The sequence below is a fragment of the Neptunomonas japonica DSM 18939 genome (assembly GCF_000422765.1).
GTDB classification, from domain to species: domain Bacteria; phylum Pseudomonadota; class Gammaproteobacteria; order Pseudomonadales; family Balneatricaceae; genus Neptunomonas; species Neptunomonas japonica.
The window spans coordinates 46,038-63,463 of sequence record NZ_AUGR01000022.1 but is presented as its reverse complement, the minus strand read 5'-3'; the positions used below and the strand labels follow the sequence as shown (position 1 = coordinate 63,463).

Sequence of the window (17,426 nt, the reverse complement as noted above, 5' to 3'; positions counted from 1 at the left end):
GTTAACCCAACAAGATTTATATTATTCCATGATAAGAACAGCCCCCGACCTTTTTTCGCATACACCTTATTGGGCCGAATGCTTCGGTTCAGCGCCTTTTTTTCCAACAACCCGTCAAGAAATGGAAACACTGGGGTGGGATAGCTGTGATGTTATTTTAATCACAGGCGATGCCTATGTTGACCATCCAAGCTTTGGCATGGCTGTTATGGGTCGTGTATTAGAAGCTCAAGGCTTTCGTGTCGGTATTATAGCGCAACCAGACTGGCGTTCGACTGATGCATTTAATGAGCTTGGTAAGCCTAATCTTTATTTTGGTGTTACTGCTGGAAACATGGATTCCATGATCAACCGTTATACGGCTGATCTGCGCACCCGCCATGATGATGCTTACACGCCTAATGGTGATGAAGGTAAGCGTCCCGACCGGGCAGTTATCGTTTATTCACAGCGTTGCCGTGAATTATATAAAGATGTTCCTCTTGTTATTGGTGGTATAGAAGCCAGCTTGCGACGTATTGCTCAGTACGACTACTGGAGCAATAAAGTGCGTCGTTCGGTTCTAATAGACTCCGGCGCTGATATTCTTTTGTACGGAAATGCTGAGCGTGCAATTGTCGACTTGACTCATCGTTTGGCTAAGGGTGAAGCCGTACAAGATATCAATGACTTACGTGGTACTGTGGTTGTTCGTGAGTTCGTACCTGCTGGTTATACTGAAGTTGATTCAACACGTGTTGATTGGCCAGGGCATATTGATAAAATTACAAACCCTTATGAATATATTCCTGAGCCATCAAAATGTGCTTCCGATAAGGCCAAGAGTGACCCGCAAGAAGTCATGCCTCTGCGAATAATCCCTGAGCCATTGAAGGGCAAGCAAAGACTTGATGGTAATAACACGTATATTCGTTTGCCTTCACTAGAAAAAGTTGCCAAAGACCCTGTGCTGTATGCACATGCTTCTCGAATTTTGCATCTGGAATCCAATCCACATAATGCTAAGGCGTTAGTGCAGCGTGATGGTAAACGTGAGATATGGGCTAACCCTCCACCGATTCCATTAGCAACATCAGAAATGGATGCGGTGTTTGGCTTACCGTATCAACGTATCCCGCACCCTAAGTATGGTGATCAAAAAATTCCTGCTTACGATATGATCCGTTTCTCGGTTAATATCATGCGTGGTTGTTTTGGTGGTTGTACATTCTGTTCAATTACCGAGCATGAAGGGCGCGTCATTCAGAGCCGCTCGCAAGAATCTGTGATTAAAGAGATCGAAGATATTCGTGACAAAGTTCCAGGCTTTACTGGAATGATCTCTGACTTGGGTGGCCCTACATCTAACATGTATCACCTTAACTGTAATGATGATGAAATCCAGGCATCTTGCCGTAAGTTGTCATGTGTTTACCCAGTAATATGTAAAAACCTCAAGACTGACCACAGCGAGACAACGCAGCTTTATAGAAAGGCTCGTGCACTTGATGGTGTTCATACCGTGGCTATCGCATCTGGACTGCGTTACGACCTCGCAGTAGAAGATCCTGAGTACGTTAAAGAGCTAGTGACGCATCATGTTGGTGGTTACCTTAAAATTGCCCCAGAGCATAGCGAAGAGGGCACGCTATCCAAGATGATGAAGCCGGGTATGGGAACTTATGACCGGTTTAAGCAGATGTTCGAAAAGTACTCCAAAGAAGCAGGAAAAAAACAGTATTTGATCCCATACTTCATTGCAGCACACCCAGGGTGTGAAGATGAAGATATGCTTAATCTTGCGTTATGGCTCAAAGAGCATAAATTCCGTGTAGATCAGGTGCAGACTTTTTATCCATCGCCAATGGCGTTAGCAACGGCTATGTATCACTCGGGCCGTAACCCATTGAAGAAAGTAAGCTATAAAAGTGAAAAGCTTTACATTCCTCGTGAATTAGAACAGCGTCGTTCGCAAAAATCTCTGCTACGTTATCATGATGCTGACAATTGGCCACGTTTACGTGAAGTGTTAGAGAACATGGGCCGTGGTGACTTAATCGGTAGTGCTGATTGGCAACTTGTGCCAGCAGAAGAGAAGATACGCAATATACGTGCGGCAGCAGCGCATAAAAATAGTCCTAAAGCTAAAAAAGGAGTTGCAGACGCGAAGTTGGTACTTGCCAATCGACCTACGGCTGCAGCACGTAAAAAAGCAGCAGGCAAGTCAGCGAAAAAAGGAAAGCAGCAGCGTAGTGTAAAACGCGGTTAGGTAAAGCATTGCAGTGCATACGAAGGGGATTGTTGATTATATTAACAATCTCCTTTTTTATGGCTTCAGGTTTTTCTTTGAACACTGCCTACTTACTTTTGGAAAGCTTTAACTAATGCATCAATAAATAACCTGACCTTTGCTGAAAGGTGTTTTCGATGTGGGTACAGCGCATAAACGCCTGTGCTTTCTGGTTCGTGCTCCTTAAATAACCTAATTAAGCGTCCTTGTTTTACCTCTTTTTGCACCACAAAGGAGGGAAGTAAACTAATGCCTTGTCCATTGAGCACCAGCTCACTAACAGCGCGTGCGCTATTGATATTTATTTGGCTGTGAATAGGAATGGCTATCGACTGCTCCCCTCTACCAAAGATCCAGCGGTCTTTATGTTTGTAATTGCTATCGAAAATACACTGATGCTGAGATAGTGATTCTAGCGTGAGTGGTATATCCGTATTAGCTACATAATCGGGGCTTGCGCAAAGCATCATCTGCATGTCGGTTAGTTTTCTTACCACAAGTGATGAGTCCGGTAATGCGCCAATACGAATGGCCAGATCAACACCTTCCTCTACTAAGTCGACGAAGCGGTCTGCTAACTCTAACTTGATAGTGACGTCAGGATAAAGACGTGTGAACTCAGTGATAATTGGCATTAGGGTGAGTTCAGAGAACGACATAGGCGCATTAATACGCAGTGTGCCTTCCGGTTGGTTATGCTCTGAGCGAAGGGCGGACTCTATCTCATCAATTTCCTGCAACACACTAATGCAGCGTTCATAATAAGCTTTGCCACAGTCGGTCACACTCATGCGGCGAGTCGTGCGGTTGAGTAAGCGTACTCCTAAAGATGATTCTAGGGCGCCCACATATTTACTGATGAGCGCCTTAGAAAGCCGCATCCTGATTGCGGCTTGTGTGAAACTTTCGGCTTCTACCACGGCGACAAATGCACGCATGCAATCAAGCTTATCCATTACTGTCTACATTTTGTTGATAATTATTCAATATTTTATAGTATTGTTTAAGTAATGGCGATTGGCTGATAATAACGACATCTTATATTGAGGGGTTATGTCATGTTAATCGACGGGCAATGGGCAGAAGATTTCCAACCAGTTCAGAAAGAAGATACTAAAGGTGGCTTTGTGCGCCAGCCCTCGCAATTTCGTAATTGGATAACCCCAACAGGTGATGCTGGTCCAACAGGAAGTGCTGGTTTTAAAGCCGAGGCGGGCCGTTATCATTTGTATGTTGCTTACATCTGTCCATGGGCAAGTCGCACGCTGATGGCTCGTAAACTAAAGAAGCTGGAAGGCATTGTTTCGGTTTCAATTTTAAATCCAAAATTAACAGATAAAGTTTGGGCATTTGATGGGTATCCAGGGGCTGAACCCGATATATTGTTTGATGATGATTATCTATATCAAACCTACTTGCGTGCTGAGAAGCATTACACCGGTCGTATTACCGTCCCTGTGTTATGGGATAAACATCAAAGCACCATAGTAAGCAACGAATCCTCAGAAATAATCCGTATGTTAAACAGTGGCTTTGGTGACCTTGCTGATAACAGTATTGATCTCTATCCGGTACTATTGCGTGACGAGATTGAGCAGGTGAATGAGCGTCTCTACCATAGTTTTAACAATGGAGTGTATCGTGCGGGCTTTGCTACTAGCCAAGAAGCTTATGAGGAGGCATGTATAGAAGTGTTTGCTTCACTGGAGTACATAGAAGCACGCTTAGCAACGCAGCCTTACATTGCTAGCAATGTGCTGACAGAGGCAGATATAAGATTGTTCGTGACCTTAATTCGTTTTGATCTTGCATACCATGGGTTATTCAAAACTAACTTAAAACAGATAAAAGATTACCCGTTTACTTATGCCTATATGCTTAAGGTATACCGCTTACCGGGGATCGCAGAGACCGTAAATATTGATCATATAAAAGCGGGTTATTACTCAATAAAAGCGTTGAACCCAACAGGCATTGTTCCATTGGGTTTAGGTAATATCATTTAAGATACATTAAGTAAGGAAAACCATGAATCAGCCATCACTATTTTTAAGTCACGGTGCACCTGATGTTTTGTTAAGTAATGATTCAGTGCTGCCATTTTTTGCACAATTAGGTGAAGCACAGCCGACGCCAGCCGCTATCGTTATTATTTCAGCTCATTGGATAGCAGAACCTATTGAGGTTAGCGTTATCAATGAGTATCAAACTATTTATGACTTTTCCGGGTTTTCTAATGAACTCTATGATCTCAAATACCCCGCTAAAGGTGATATAAGGTTAGCTCATCAGATAATAGAGTTACTAAGTCGTAAAGGCATTAGTAGTGAGGAAAATACCACACGAGGGCTGGATCATGGTGCCTGGATTCCATTGAGAGCTGTTTATCCTAAAGCTGAGATACCCGTGGTTGCAGTGTCATTGCCACATACGCTTGAAGCATGTGCTGAGCTAGGTGAGGCCTTACAAGAGTTGCGCCAGCAAAATGTATTGATAATAGGCTCCGGTGGCAGCGTGCATAACTTGTCTGCTATTAACCGTTCAAACCACACAGATGAGTGGGCGTTATCTTTCTCGAATTGGCTGAGTGGCGTTGTGGCAATAGGTGATATAAGCCTGTTAATAGATAGCACAAAATATCCTGCTGAATTCACATTAGCACATCCTAGCGTAGAGCATTTGGCTCCCTTGTTTGTTTCATTAGCGGCAGGAGGAGGCCGGGCAGGTAAGTTAATTTATGATGGGTACATGTATGGTAATATTGGTATGGCTTGCTACCAATTTGATTGAACACAAGTGGCTGTGTTTGTATTAATAACACGTCTTGTAATTACGATTGTTCCTGATAGTTTCTCGTTAAACTATCAGGGCTGACTGTTTACTGCTTGTTTGGTTTGAGTGATATTTCACCCACTTCTTTTACATGTATATCGGGAGTGAATGTCCCAAGGTCCAGTTTTGCATTCATCTCATATGCTACTTGGTCTTGGTTTTTTTGCATTAATGATGCAAGAAGTCGTACGCTGTTAATTAAGTTAGCTGTAGCGCTTAATGTAATATCTCCATCCCCGTAAGCTGCAATTTCAGGCATTTTGTTTGAGACTCCGTTTAGTATCTGTTTCCCTTCTATATTGACCGTATAAGCAACGCCGCGTAGAGGCAAAGAAACACTGTTGGGATTAACGACATGTAGGCTGATTTCAAATTTTGGAGCAATACCTTCGCTGGGTACAATTTTCACTGAATTAACCGTGACACTAGGGTCTTCGAAATCTAATGGTTTCAACGTTGCGCATCCCTGAAGCAACAGCAGCATGATTGTTAAATAAAAAGTTGAATAGAGGGGGCGCATTTAAGCTCTCCGAACGTGAGGTGAAAAATCATTCTATTTAGCGAAGGGAGTACATTAGCTTAACCGCCTTGCTTAATCTATTGAGATTTAGCTTATGCTGTAAGAATCTAACTTCTTGCGAGCACCTTTGCTTCTCGACGTTAAGTGTCGATATGTTGAGTTACAGAATCAGTTATAATGGCGAAAATTTTTGTTAAAGAGAGCCAAGATGCAATCTTGTTATGATGTCGTCATTGTCGGTGGTGGTATGGTGGGTGGTACATTAGCTTGTGCTTTGGGTAATACATCCCTAAAAGTTGCTGTAATTGAAAATCAACTTCCTGCTCCGTTTGAGTCCGCACAAGAGCATGATCTACGTGTATCTGCATTAAGCATCGCTTCAGAAAACATCCTCAAATCTATTGGAAGTTGGCAAGGAATTCTTGATAGGCGTAGCTGTCCTTACCGGCGCATGAAGGTATGGGAAGCGAGTGAAGAGCATGCTGCTACCTTGTTTGATTCTCTTAATCTGCAGTATGACCATTTAGGTCATATCGTTGAAAATCGTATTATTCAATTAGCATTGATAGACCAGATGAAAGCGCTGAATAATGTAGAGCTAATAACGCCTGCTAAAACAAAACGAATTGATTACTCGCCAGGCTCAAGCATTATCGAACTCGATGATGGTCGCCAACTAGTTGCACGGCTCATTGTTGCAGCTGATGGCGGTGAGTCGCGTGTGCGGCAAACCGTAGGTATCGGTGTGCAAAAGTGGGATTATGAGCAGCAAGCATTGGTTGCTTCAGTGACGACGACATACCCACAACAAGATATCACTTGGCAGCAATTTACCCCGACCGGTCCATTAGCCTTTTTACCACTGAGCGGGCAAAGAGCATCGCTGGTATGGTACAACACGCCGGCTGAAGTAAAGCGTTTAATGAGCTGCTCTGAAGAGCAATTCATGGCAGAACTGGTAAATGAATTCCCCGAAGCGTTAGGCTCGATTGATAGCTTGCTTGGTCGAGGTAGCTTTCCTCTGCGTCGCCAGCATGCACAGCAGTACGTAAAAGAGGGTGTTGCGCTTGTGGGTGATGCGGCTCATATGATCCATCCGTTGGCAGGCCAAGGTGTTAACATTGGTTTGTTAGATGCGGCGGCTTTAGCTGAAGTGCTTATTAATGCCGAAGCAGCAGGTGAGGAGATATCATCACTAGCTGTGTTGTCAGATTACGAAAAACATAGACGTCGCCATAACTTTGTCATGATGCAAGCGATGGATCTGTTTTACCGCGTGTTTAGTAATGATGTATTACCGCTGAAGCTTCTAAGAAATGTAGGGCTTAGTGTTGCGGGAAAAGCATTTCCGCTAAAGAGAAAAGTAATGGCATTCGCTATGGGCTTGGAAGGAGATCTCCCTACGTTAGCAAAATAAGTAATTAAATTGATTATTTCAGACACAAAAAAGCCGCTTTAAAAAGCGGCTTTTTCAAACACAGTTTAGGAGGCCCACAGACCGCCTAAGTATGTTTAATTAAGATGCAGTAGCAGCTTTACGAGTAGTTTTAGCAGGTGCTTTAGCAGCAGGTGCAGCAGCCACTTCTGGAGTGAAAGCTTTAGCCGCTTCAGTCATTTGCTCTTGAGCTGTTTGCATAAACTTAGTCATTTCAGCCATTGCTGGAACTTCAGTCATTTTTTCCTGAGCAGACTGCATGAACTTAGTGATTTCAGCCATAGCTGGAACTTCAGTCATTTTTTCTTGAGCAGTCTGGATGAATTTAGTTACGTCAGCCATAGCTGGAACTTCAGACATGTCAGAAACACCTTTTTCTACGATGTCAGTCAGCTGTTCTTTAGCTGCAGTCAAAGTAGCGATCTCTTGCTCAGCAACGTTAGTCAGCTTAGCTTCTAGGTCTTTAAAGTATTTAACCTGAAGTTCGATAGCTGCTTTAGGCTCTTTAGTTTCGCTCAAAGCTTTCATCTGAGCTACACCAGCGTTGAACAGATCAGTAACGTATGCAGTCTGAAGAGAGATCAATTTCTCAGCAGTAGATTTGTTGATTTCAGCCATATCAGTTACAGGCTTCATTTTGTTCTGAACGTCTTTCATCATATCTTCGTACATTTTTTAATCCTCGGTTAGCAGCAGTGTTCTTTTGTTGCGATGCAACATATGGGTTAATATTAGTGATTGAATATTTATCTGTCAATCATTTTTGTGCAGTGCAATAAAAAATTTTGACGTTACTCATGTAAATACTAATTAATTGTATTTTAGACGTTTATCAATGAGTCTCGTGTTCATTAAAAGAAACTGATGTGTATTTTAAGCAACAGTTTCTAGTCTATTATTAAGAAAATATGTATGTAGCAGGTGGTGTTTGGTTAAATCTAATACGCAAAGTCCACTTTTGCCGTTACAATTCCCTAATGCATGGCACAATAGTGTGCTTAGTGCCTGTTACAGATTGATGAATATAAGGAAAGTGAATTTCTATGCCTGCAGCAAATGCTCATACCAGCTTTGAATTTATCCGTTCAGAAAAAATAGAATCGCTTAATGTCCATGTAGAGGAATACAGGCATAAAGTTACGGGTGCCATGCACTTTCATATTGCAGCGGACCAAGATGAAAATGTATTTTTGGTTGCTTTCAGAACTGTGCCGATGGATTCAAAAGGTGTCGCGCATATTTTGGAGCATACAGCGCTTTGTGGTAGTGAACATTACCCGGTGCGAGATCCTTTCTTTATGATGACGCGCCGTTCTCTTAATACCTTCATGAACGCGTTTACTAGCTCCGATTGGACCGCGTACCCATTTGCCAGCCAAAATCGTAAAGACTTCTTTAATCTACTTGATGTCTATCTGGATGCTACTTTCTACTCTCGCCTTGATCCGTTGGATTTTGCACAAGAAGGGCATCGTGTTGAGTTTGAAGAACCGAATAACCCAGAGTCCCCACTGGTATATAAAGGTGTTGTACTTAATGAAATGAAAGGTGCGATGAGTTCGCCTGTGTCTACTTTATGGCAAACCGCGACTAAGTATCTATTTCCAACCGTGACTTACCATTTTAACAGTGGTGGAGATCCGGACAGTATTACGGACCTTTCTTACGATGAGCTATTGGCGTTTTACCGTACGCATTATCATCCGAGCAATGCCGTCTTTATGACCTTTGGTAATATACCGGCAAAAGAACTACAAGCACGTTTTGAAGAGCAAGCACTCAGTAATTTTGAGAAGCTGGATATTAATATCGAAGTGCCAGACGAAAAGCACATCTTCTCACCGGTAAAGGTGGAAGAAGCCTATGCGCTTGATGAAGACGACGTGTCAGGAAAAACTCACCATGTAATGTCATGGTTGCTTGGGCAGTCAATTGACCTTAAAGAGCAACTTAAAGCGCACTTGTTATCTCGTGTGTTATTAGACAACAGTGCTTCTCCTTTGCGTTATGCGTTGGAATCATCAGAGCTTGGCAGTGCGCCTTCACCATTGTGTGGCTTAGAAGACTCAAACCGCCAGATGTCGTTCATGTGTGGGTTGGAAGGCAGTGAACCTGAAAGTGCAGAAGCATTTGAACAACTTATTTTAGAAACGTTACAACGTGTTGCAAAAGAGGGTGTGCCACAATCTATGGTTGAAGCACAACTGCATCAGTTAGAACTTGGCCAACGTGAAATCAGTGGTGATGGTTATCCTTATGGTTTGAGTCTTATCATGGCATCTGTGTCATCTGCCATTCATCGCGGTGACCCGATAGCGTTATTGAACCTTGATCCTGTACTGGATGAGTTACGAGAACTCATTAAGGATACTGACTTTATTCCTTCAATGATTCGCGAACTACTCTTAGATAATACGCACCGTGTACGTTTGACCTTACGCCCTGATAATAAAATGACAGAGCGTAAAGACAAAGATGAAAAAGCTAAGCTTGCAGTCATCAAAGCGGGTTTATCACAAGAGCAAACACAGTTTGTGATTGACCAGGCGGCTGCACTTGAAGCACGCCAGATGCAACTAGATGATGAATCGATCTTACCTAAAGTGACGCTGCAAGATGTGCCTGCACAGATGCACATACCTATGAGTGAGCAACAAACCCTGGCAGGGCAAACGTTTGATTGGTATGGCCAAGGCACAAACGGTTTGGTTTATCAGCAGGTTATTATTGACCTACCTGAGCTCAGTGATGCTGAATTACAAATCATGCCGCTGTTTAGCCACTGCATGACAGAGCTTGGTTGTGCAGATAGAAGCTATCAAGAGAACCAGCAATATCATGTGCAAGTTTCAGGTGGTGTAAGTGCGTATACCACAATGCGTGGCGCAACGGATGACGAGCAAAACGTTAGCGGTTACTTTGTCGTATCGGGTAAGTCGTTACTGCATAACCAAGAAGCGCTGACCAAATTGCTGCATGAAACATTAAATGAAGCGCGTTTTGATGAAACTACTCGCTTACGTGAGATAGTTTCTCAACAGCGTAGCCGAAAAGAGCAAAGCATCACAGGGCAAGGTCATAGCCTTGCAATTATGGCTGCCGCCGCACAGCTAAGCCCAGTTGCATGCGTAGACCAAAAGTCACGTGGGCTAGAAAGCATTCGTTTTGTTAAAGCACTGGATAAGCAGCTAGATGACTCTGCTGCACTACAGGCTTTGTCTGCAAAATTGGTTGCTATGCATGAGAAAATTAAACAAGCGCCGCGTCGTTTCTTATTGATAGGCGAGCCGGAGCAGAAAGACTCCCTAGCCGCTTCTATGAACCAGCAATGGGGAGCATCACAAGGAGCGACCACTTCTAGCTTGGCTCTTACACCGACGCGTGAAATTGTTAAGCAACTTTGGACGACCAGTACTCAGGTTAGCTTTTGTGCTAAAGCCTATCCTACCGTACCTGTTGATCATGAAGATTCAGCTGCATTGACTATATTGGGTGACTTCTTACGAAATGGATTCTTGCATCGTGCGATACGCGAACAAGGTGGTGCCTATGGCTCGGGAGCAGGTCAAGACAGTGGCGAAGCCGTGTTTCGTTTCTTCTCTTACCGTGATCCTCGCTTAACAGAAACGCTGGATGATTTCGACGAGTCGGTTACTTGGTTATTGGGAAATGACCATGATGAAGCCAAGCTTGAAGAGGCAATTCTGGGTGTGGTTAGCTCTATTGATAAACCAGGCTCGCCAGCAGGTGAAGCCAAAGGCGCATACCATAGTTCACTCTTTGGGCGTACACCGGAACATCGCAAAGCATTCCGTCAGCGCATTTTAAATGTGAAAACGGATGACCTTAAACGTGTTGCCGCAAAATACCTTAAGCCAGAGTTGGCCAGTATTGCTGCAGTGACCAGTGTAGAAAAAGCCAAAGGATTGGACGATCAGTTTGAAGTGATCGCGCTGTAATAAATTGACTTAAGGAAAGGCTATTTGAGCACCCGCAAGGGTGCTCTTCTCGTTATGACTAATAATTTTACTGATAATTCCATTTATAAAGGTGCTTTACTGATTCTACTGTCTGAGCTGTTTTTGGTTTTTTCAGGCATGGTCATAAAGCAAATTAGCGGTGAACTACCTACCGAAATCATCGTATTTATACGTAACCTATTTGGCTTAATGTTACTGATGCCTTGGTTGCTTAAAAATGGCACCAAAGCGATTCGTACAAACTTGCTGCGTTTCCATTTTATGCGGGCGGCCGTTGGTGTCACCGCGATGAGCTGTTTGTATTATTCTTGGGGGCACTTGCCCTTAGCTCAAGCAGCACTGCTTAAACAAACCGCACCGTTTTTTATGCCTTTGATAGCGCTTTATTGGCTAGGTGAAAATATCAGCGGGCGTGCCAAGCTTGCAATACTGGTCGGTTTTGTGGGGGTTTACATTGTTCTTAATCCACACGAGGGCAGCTTGAATTTTGCTGTTATCATCGCAGTAGTTGGAGCTATGCTAGGCGCGTTAGCTAAAGTGACTATTCGACGTATGGTGGGCACTGAAAGCCCGCAACGCATTGTGTTCTACTTTGCTTTTTTCAGTGCATTGTTATCCGCCATACCAGCACTACTGGTATGGCAAATGCCAACAACCTTACAATTTAGTTGGTTGCTACTGCTGGCCTCTACATCCACTGTGGCACAGCTTTTATTAAGCAAAGGCTATAGTTATGCACCTGCGGGGCAACTAGGGCCATTTACTTATGGATCGGTTGCTTTTGCTGCATTGTTTGGCTGGTGGATTTGGGCCGAGAGCCTAGGTTGGAATACCTGGGTTGGTATGGTGCTTATTACTCTGGCGGGATTGATGGCAATGCTGAAGAAAAGAGACTCTGTTAGGGGGGGTAAGAACTAGTCCGCTTATTCGAGCGCGAATAATAACTACTGAATCGCTGTAAGGAAATATGCCTTGAAATACTTAATTTTTCTATCGCTGTTGATTACCCATTATGCAATGGCAGACGTCGATTTAGTAAAGGTTGATAAATCTGCACAAAAGATGTTCTTGATCTCAGGTGGTAAAGTTGTCAGGGAGTATCAAGTGGCCTTTGGAGCAAATCCCAAAGGTCATAAACAACAGGAAGGCGATCAGAAAACGCCGGAAGGTGTTTATACATTAGATTATAAAAAAGAAGACTCATCATTCTACCGTGCTATGCATATTAGCTATCCGAACCAAGTGGATACAAACAGAGCGACTGAAAAAGGATTTTCAGCAGGAGGTTTTATTATGGTGCATGGGCAACGTAATTGGCTTGGTTGGGCTTCTTTTATTACTCAGCAATTTAATTGGACAAATGGTTGTATAGCGCTAACTAATGCTGAAATAGATGAGTTTCTAAAGCTGGTCAATGTAGGTACTAAAATTCGCATTGAATGGTAGTTAATCTCGTTTTATTCATTACTCTATACGCTTTTTAAAGCGCTCTGTTAGGTCGAACATATCTTCTAGTTCACGCATACGTTCGGCTGTTTGCGTCCAAAGCTTTTCTTCTAGCGCGACTACAATAGCTTCTGCAAAAAACAAGGTAACAACACCTGAATCCCAACCAGATTTACCTTCAATGCGGATGGGTAACGTGTGGATTGCTTCGCTGGCAATGGGGGAGAGCCACTGGTCAGTAAAGAGGATTATCTTCGCGCCTCGTGCGTTAGCTAGGCGGCTAATGGTAATTAGATCTTGCTCATAACGGCGTACATCAAACACGATAAGAACATCGTTTGGTTTGATTTTTAGCAAGTGGTGTGGCCACAAGGCAACAGCTTCAGGAAAGATGTAAACATTTTCACGTATGACTTCTAAATGCGTATTCATATAGCGCGCAAAGGCGCTGGTGATACGCCCTCCAACAATATGCAGAGCTTTATCTTGCTCTGCTAGCAAATCAATAATGGCGTCAAACTGCTCATGGCTAACTTGATTCAGGCTGTGCCGTAAATTAGTCGTGACGGTGTCAGCCACTCTATTAAGTACATGGCTTTCTGGTGCATCTGCCGCCCATTTGTCGTGCTTGGTGATGGGGTCAGAAAGCGTTTGCTGTAGTTCGTCTTTTAACTCTTTTTGGAACGTCGTAAAGCTTGAGTAGCCAATTTTTTTGAGCGTGCGCATTACGGTAGGTGTTGATACACCGCAGTTTTCTGAGAGCTCAGTAATAGACACCATGCCAGCCATCGGGTAATTGGCGAGTAGGTGGTTAACAATTTTTATCTCTGCTGGGCTGAACCTATTTAACTGGGATCGGATAAGTTCAGCAATGGTATGGCTGTTGTCTGGCTTTGTTGAAATATCGCTCATAAGTAGTACGCCCAGTTATCAATAACTCTGTAATAGGTTTGTAATGTACATTACATAAAAAAATTGACAAGTAAAAAATGTAATGTATAAATGTTTACATCGGTTGTTTCAGTGTTGAGCCAACATTTAGTTGTAATCCAACAAGCCTTCGAAACGAAAGATTAGAAAACATCGTGAAGTTCGCAATACAAAAAAAATAATCTCATGTTGCTGAGGACTGAAAATGAATAAGAATAAACGCGATTTTATGAAGAAAGCCGTTGTCGGTGGAGCAGCTGCTGCGACACTGGGTGCAACTGCACCTTATGTTCATGCCAAAAAAGCTCCGATTAAATGGCGTTTACAAACGTATGCAGGTGCAGCGCTAGGTGCTCATGTTATCAAGCCAGCAGTAGATGCATTTAACATTGCCGCTAATGGCGAGATGGAAATCGAACTCTATTACGCAGATCAGCTAGTGCCTACTCCTGAGCTATTTCGTGCTTTGCAAAATGGCACAATCGATGCCGTACAGAGTGATGATGACTCGATGGGCGCGCCAGTAGATATTTCTGTATTTGGTGGGTACTTCCCGTTCGCTACCCGTTATAGCCTTGATGTTCCTGTTCTGTTTGAGCAATACGGCTTAAAAGAGATCTGGGAAGAAGCATATGACGAAGTCGGTGTTAAATGGTTGAGCGCAGGTGCATGGGATCCATGCCATTTTGCAACAAAAGATCCCATCAATAGCCTTGCTGATCTTAAAGGTAAGCGCGTCTTTACTTTCCCTACGGCGGGCCGTTTCCTTAATCGCTTTGGTGTTATTCCAGTGACATTGCCATGGGAAGATATTGAAGTTGCACTGCAAACAGGTGAGCTTGATGGTATCGCTTGGTCGGGTATTACTGAGGATTACACCGTAGGTTGGGCCGATGCAACCAACTACTTCTTAACGAATAACATTTCAGGCGCGTGGAGTGGTTCTTTCTTCGCCAATAATGATTCATGGAATGAACTCCCCGAGCATCTACAACAACTGTGGCGTTTGTGCATGGACAGCTCACACTATTACCGTCAGCACTGGTATTGGGGTGGTGAAGCTACATTGCGTACCGAAGGTACTAAGATGAAGCTTACAACTATTCCTGATGCAGAGTGGGACACGGTTGAAGCTGAAGCGCACAAGTTCTGGGATGAAATTGCTGAAACAAGCCCGCGTACCAAGAAGGTTGTCGAGATCTTCAAGAAGTATAACGACGTAATGAATAAAGCGGGTCGTCCGTACCGCTATAGCTAAACCTAAACCTTCTGTGTTGTTTGTTTTAGATCCTCTTTTGCCGACCGGCAGAAGAGGGCTTCTCAGTTCTATTCTAGGTACGTAATTGTGTATAACGCGATTCAAGCCTACGTACGGTTTATCTATAAATTTAATCGTACGGTTGGCATATTTGCCATGTACTTGGTGCTAGTGTTGATGGGCATTTTGTTGTTCTCATCTATCTCCAAAGGCGTGGGGTCACCGCAGATGTGGGTGATCGAAATGGCGCAGTTTACTATGGCTGCTTACTATCTTCTGGGCGGTGGTTATTCCATGCAGATGGATGCCCACGTACGCATGGATGTTTTTTACGGTAACTGGTCTGCAAAACGACAGGCGATTACTGATGCTTTTACGGTACTTTGTTTACTGACTTATTTAGGCATGCTGTTGTTTGGGGCACTATCGAGCACAATTTACGCTGTTGAGTATGGGCAGAAAAACTATTCCTCATGGGCTCCGCCACTGGCGCCTATAAAAATCATTATGACGACGGGTATTTCCTTAATGTTATTGCAGGTGTTGGCCACCTTTGCTCAGAACGTAGCTGATGCAATAGGTAAGCCCTTTGATGTTGAACAGCACCCTGAGGAAACATCCGTATGAGTTATGAAATGATCGCGTTACTGATGTTTTCATCATTAATGCTCATGCTATTAACAGGGCAACGTGTCTTTGGTGCGGTTGGTTTTGTTGCTGTGGTTGCTTCGCTGGCATTGTGGGGTGACGGTGGTTCAGAAATGGCATTTAACGCCACGATGAAGCTGATGAACTGGTATCCGTTATTAACACTACCGCTGTTCGTTTTTATGGGCTATATGCTTTCAGAGTCCGGTGTGGCCGGAGACCTTTATCGCATGCTACATGTGTGGATGGGCTCTCTGAAAGGAGGCTTAGGCATAGGTACGATTGTGTTGATGGTTGCTATCTCAGCCATGAATGGTTTGAGTGTCGCGGGTATGGCGATCGGTACCAGCATTGCGTTACCAGAAATGCTCAAGCGTGGTTACGACAAACGGATGGTGACCGGTGTTATTCAGGCGGGTAGCTCGCTTGGTATTCTCGTACCTCCCAGTATCGTTTTAGTCCTGTACGGCATGATTGCCAGACAACCCGTTAGCCAGTTGTGGTTAGCAGGGGCTGTTCCTGGTTTGATTTTAGCCGTGATGTTTATTGCTTATATTGTGATTCGTTGCCATCTGCAGCCTGAGCTTGGTCCGCCGTTGCCTAAAGCAGAGCGTGACCTCATTACCCGTAAAGAAAAGTACATGTTGTTGGGCGCAGGTGTCTTACCGCTATTTGTAATCTTTTCAGTGATTGGCTTGTTCTTGATGGGCTACACCAGCCTAGTTGAGTGTTCAGCCGTTGGTGCATTTGTCGCTATGTTGGCTGCGCTGGTTAAGGGTCGTCTGAACTTTAGTTTGATTCATGTAACGCTACGTAAAACCTTAGGTGTTAGCTGTATGTTTATGTGGATCATTATGGCCGCGCTGTGTTTTGGTGCCGTGTTTGATGGTCTGGGAGCAGTTAATGCAATTGAAGCGTTGTTCATGGATGAGTGGGGCCTAAGTCCTTGGCAAATACTAGTGATGATGCAGTTGTCATACATCATTATGGGTATGTTTTTGGATGATACTGCGATGTTAGTAATAGTTGCGCCACTGTATATCCCGCTGATCATAGCGCTGGAATTCAACCCGATTTGGTACGGCGTGCTCTATACCGTGACTTGTCAGATTGCTTATATGACACCGCCATTTGGCTACAACCTCTTTCTCATGCGAGCTATGGCTCCCAAGGAAATAGGCTTAATAGATATCTATAAATCGATAACGCCATTTGTTGCCATCATGGTATTTGCACTGATGTTGTTCATGGCCTTCCCACAGATATCGTTATGGTTGCCTGAGCTAGTTTTCGGTACGAAATAAGGACGTTCAGAATAATAGTAGGAGTATGACTACTGTGATGATGCAAGGTTTAGAACAGTCGTCGGCAGAATTAGTTAATCCTTTGGGAAAATCAGATGTATTGCTGGTGTGTGAGCATGCCAGTCATTACATCCCAGATAGCTTTTCCAATTTAGGGTTAAGCCAAGCCGAACGGCTCAGTCATATAGGATGGGATATTGGCGCAGCCGACATGGCGAAAAAGTTAAGTAGCCAGCTGGATGCGAGTTTGGTTTTACAGCGTTATTCACGCTTGCTGTATGACTGTAATCGCCCGCCTTGTGAAGCGAGTGCTGTGCCACCTTTAAGTGAAGTCACCGAGATTCCGGGCAATAAAGACCTCACAGCAGAACAACGCAATTACCGGATAGAACGTATCTATGAGCCGTTTCATCAAGAAATTGCAGCACAAATAGCAATACGTAAGGCGGCAGGTCGAGCAACCATACTGGTTACTATTCATAGTTTTACTCCTGTATTTATGGGGCAAAACAGAGCAGTACAGCTAGGTGTTATTTGCCATGAAAATAATAGTTTTGCTCATGATTTTTACCAGAGCGCCAGTAAACGAAGTCGCTTTGACATTCGCATGAATGAGCCTTATGGGCCATCAGACCCGGTGTTACATATGGTGACTCGTCACGGTGATGAGCAGCAAATACCGAATATAATGCTAGAAGTGCGTAATGATTTGATTGTTGATGATGTAGGGCAGCAAGAGTGGGCAAAATTAGTAGCTGATACGTTGAATAGCCTTACTTAGCTCATAACCCAATAAGAATTTAG

General features: G+C 43.7%; 15 protein-coding genes. 11 read left to right on the top strand and 4 right to left on the bottom strand.

What is annotated here, in order from left to right; translation table 11 throughout:
* The first annotated feature begins 28 nt into the window (after nt 1-28).
* Nucleotides 29-2,248: a YgiQ family radical SAM protein gene (locus G511_RS0114490; RefSeq protein ID WP_028470260.1), complete on the top strand. Its 2,220-nt coding sequence runs from the start codon at nt 29-31 to the stop codon at nt 2,246-2,248.
* Nucleotides 2,249-2,340: 92 nt separating this feature from the next.
* Here the strand turns inward: G511_RS0114490 and G511_RS0114485 are convergent, their stop codons facing one another.
* Nucleotides 2,341-3,225, bottom strand: a complete 885-nt coding sequence (locus G511_RS0114485) for a LysR family transcriptional regulator (RefSeq protein WP_028470259.1) — start codon at nt 3,223-3,225, stop codon at nt 2,341-2,343.
* A 102-nt stretch (nt 3,226-3,327) separates the two neighbouring features.
* Here G511_RS0114485 and G511_RS0114480 point away from each other — a divergent pair, with 102 nt between their 5' ends.
* Together G511_RS0114480 and G511_RS0114475 are read left to right on the top strand one after the other, a co-directional pair.
* Nucleotides 3,328-4,275: a glutathione S-transferase family protein gene (locus tag G511_RS0114480; protein ID WP_028470258.1), complete on the top strand. Its 948-nt coding sequence runs from the start codon at nt 3,328-3,330 to the stop codon at nt 4,273-4,275.
* Between the two features lie 22 nt (nt 4,276-4,297).
* Nucleotides 4,298-5,059 (top strand): DODA-type extradiol aromatic ring-opening family dioxygenase, encoded by a 762-nt coding sequence (locus G511_RS0114475; RefSeq protein WP_028470257.1) that lies wholly within the window; start codon nt 4,298-4,300, stop codon nt 5,057-5,059.
* Between the two features lie 88 nt (nt 5,060-5,147).
* Here the strand turns inward: G511_RS0114475 and G511_RS0114470 are convergent, their stop codons facing one another.
* Complete coding sequence (locus tag G511_RS0114470) at nt 5,148-5,621, bottom strand: LEA/WHy family protein (protein ID WP_028470256.1); 474 nt, start codon at nt 5,619-5,621, stop codon at nt 5,148-5,150.
* A gap of 208 nt (nt 5,622-5,829) precedes the next feature.
* Here G511_RS0114470 and G511_RS0114465 point away from each other — a divergent pair, with 208 nt between their 5' ends.
* The gene (locus G511_RS0114465; RefSeq protein WP_028470255.1) at nt 5,830-7,038 is read left to right on the top strand and encodes an FAD-dependent monooxygenase; all 1,209 of its coding nucleotides are present in this window, start codon (nt 5,830-5,832) and stop codon (nt 7,036-7,038) included.
* Between the two features lie 99 nt (nt 7,039-7,137).
* On the opposite strand, the gene G511_RS0114460 is transcribed toward G511_RS0114465, so the two are convergent.
* Nucleotides 7,138-7,728 carry a phasin family protein gene (locus G511_RS0114460; RefSeq protein WP_028470254.1) on the bottom strand — a complete coding sequence of 197 codons (591 nt, stop codon included), beginning with the start codon at nt 7,726-7,728 and terminating at the stop codon, nt 7,138-7,140.
* Between the two features lie 371 nt (nt 7,729-8,099).
* Here G511_RS0114460 and G511_RS0114455 point away from each other — a divergent pair, with 371 nt between their 5' ends.
* Genes G511_RS0114455 through G511_RS0114445 form a run of 3 tightly spaced genes read left to right on the top strand, consistent with a single transcriptional unit; the run spans nt 8,100 to nt 12,482 of the window.
* The gene (locus G511_RS0114455; RefSeq protein ID WP_028470253.1) at nt 8,100-11,015 is read left to right on the top strand and encodes an insulinase family protein; all 2,916 of its coding nucleotides are present in this window, start codon (nt 8,100-8,102) and stop codon (nt 11,013-11,015) included.
* A gap of 24 nt (nt 11,016-11,039) precedes the next feature.
* Entirely contained in the window at nt 11,040-11,954 is a 915-nt protein-coding gene (locus G511_RS0114450) for a DMT family transporter (RefSeq protein ID WP_245574063.1), read from the top strand.
* A gap of 54 nt (nt 11,955-12,008) precedes the next feature.
* Complete coding sequence (locus G511_RS0114445; RefSeq protein WP_028470251.1) at nt 12,009-12,482, top strand: L,D-transpeptidase family protein; 474 nt, start codon at nt 12,009-12,011, stop codon at nt 12,480-12,482.
* Between the two features lie 18 nt (nt 12,483-12,500).
* Here the strand turns inward: G511_RS0114445 and G511_RS0114440 are convergent, their stop codons facing one another.
* A complete protein-coding gene (locus G511_RS0114440; protein WP_036552154.1) occupies nt 12,501-13,394 on the bottom strand; it encodes a MurR/RpiR family transcriptional regulator in 894 nt (297 codons plus the stop codon).
* Nucleotides 13,395-13,617: 223 nt separating this feature from the next.
* On the opposite strand from G511_RS0114440, the gene G511_RS0114435 reads away from it, so the two are divergent.
* From G511_RS0114435 to G511_RS0114420, 4 genes are all read left to right on the top strand, one after another.
* Nucleotides 13,618-14,670 (top strand): TRAP transporter substrate-binding protein, encoded by a 1,053-nt coding sequence (locus G511_RS0114435; protein WP_028470249.1) that lies wholly within the window; start codon nt 13,618-13,620, stop codon nt 14,668-14,670.
* 87 nt (nt 14,671-14,757) lie between these two features.
* The gene (locus G511_RS0114430) at nt 14,758-15,297 is read left to right on the top strand and encodes a TRAP transporter small permease subunit (RefSeq protein ID WP_028470248.1); all 540 of its coding nucleotides are present in this window, start codon (nt 14,758-14,760) and stop codon (nt 15,295-15,297) included.
* On the top strand, nt 15,294-16,622 hold the full coding sequence (locus G511_RS0114425; RefSeq protein ID WP_028470247.1) for a TRAP transporter large permease: 1,329 nt from the start codon (nt 15,294-15,296) through the stop codon (nt 16,620-16,622). The genes G511_RS0114430 and G511_RS0114425 overlap by 4 nt, the downstream gene beginning before the upstream one ends.
* A gap of 37 nt (nt 16,623-16,659) precedes the next feature.
* On the top strand, nt 16,660-17,403 hold the full coding sequence (locus tag G511_RS0114420) for an N-formylglutamate amidohydrolase (protein WP_245574065.1): 744 nt from the start codon (nt 16,660-16,662) through the stop codon (nt 17,401-17,403).
* The last annotated feature ends 23 nt before the right edge of the window (nt 17,404-17,426 follow it).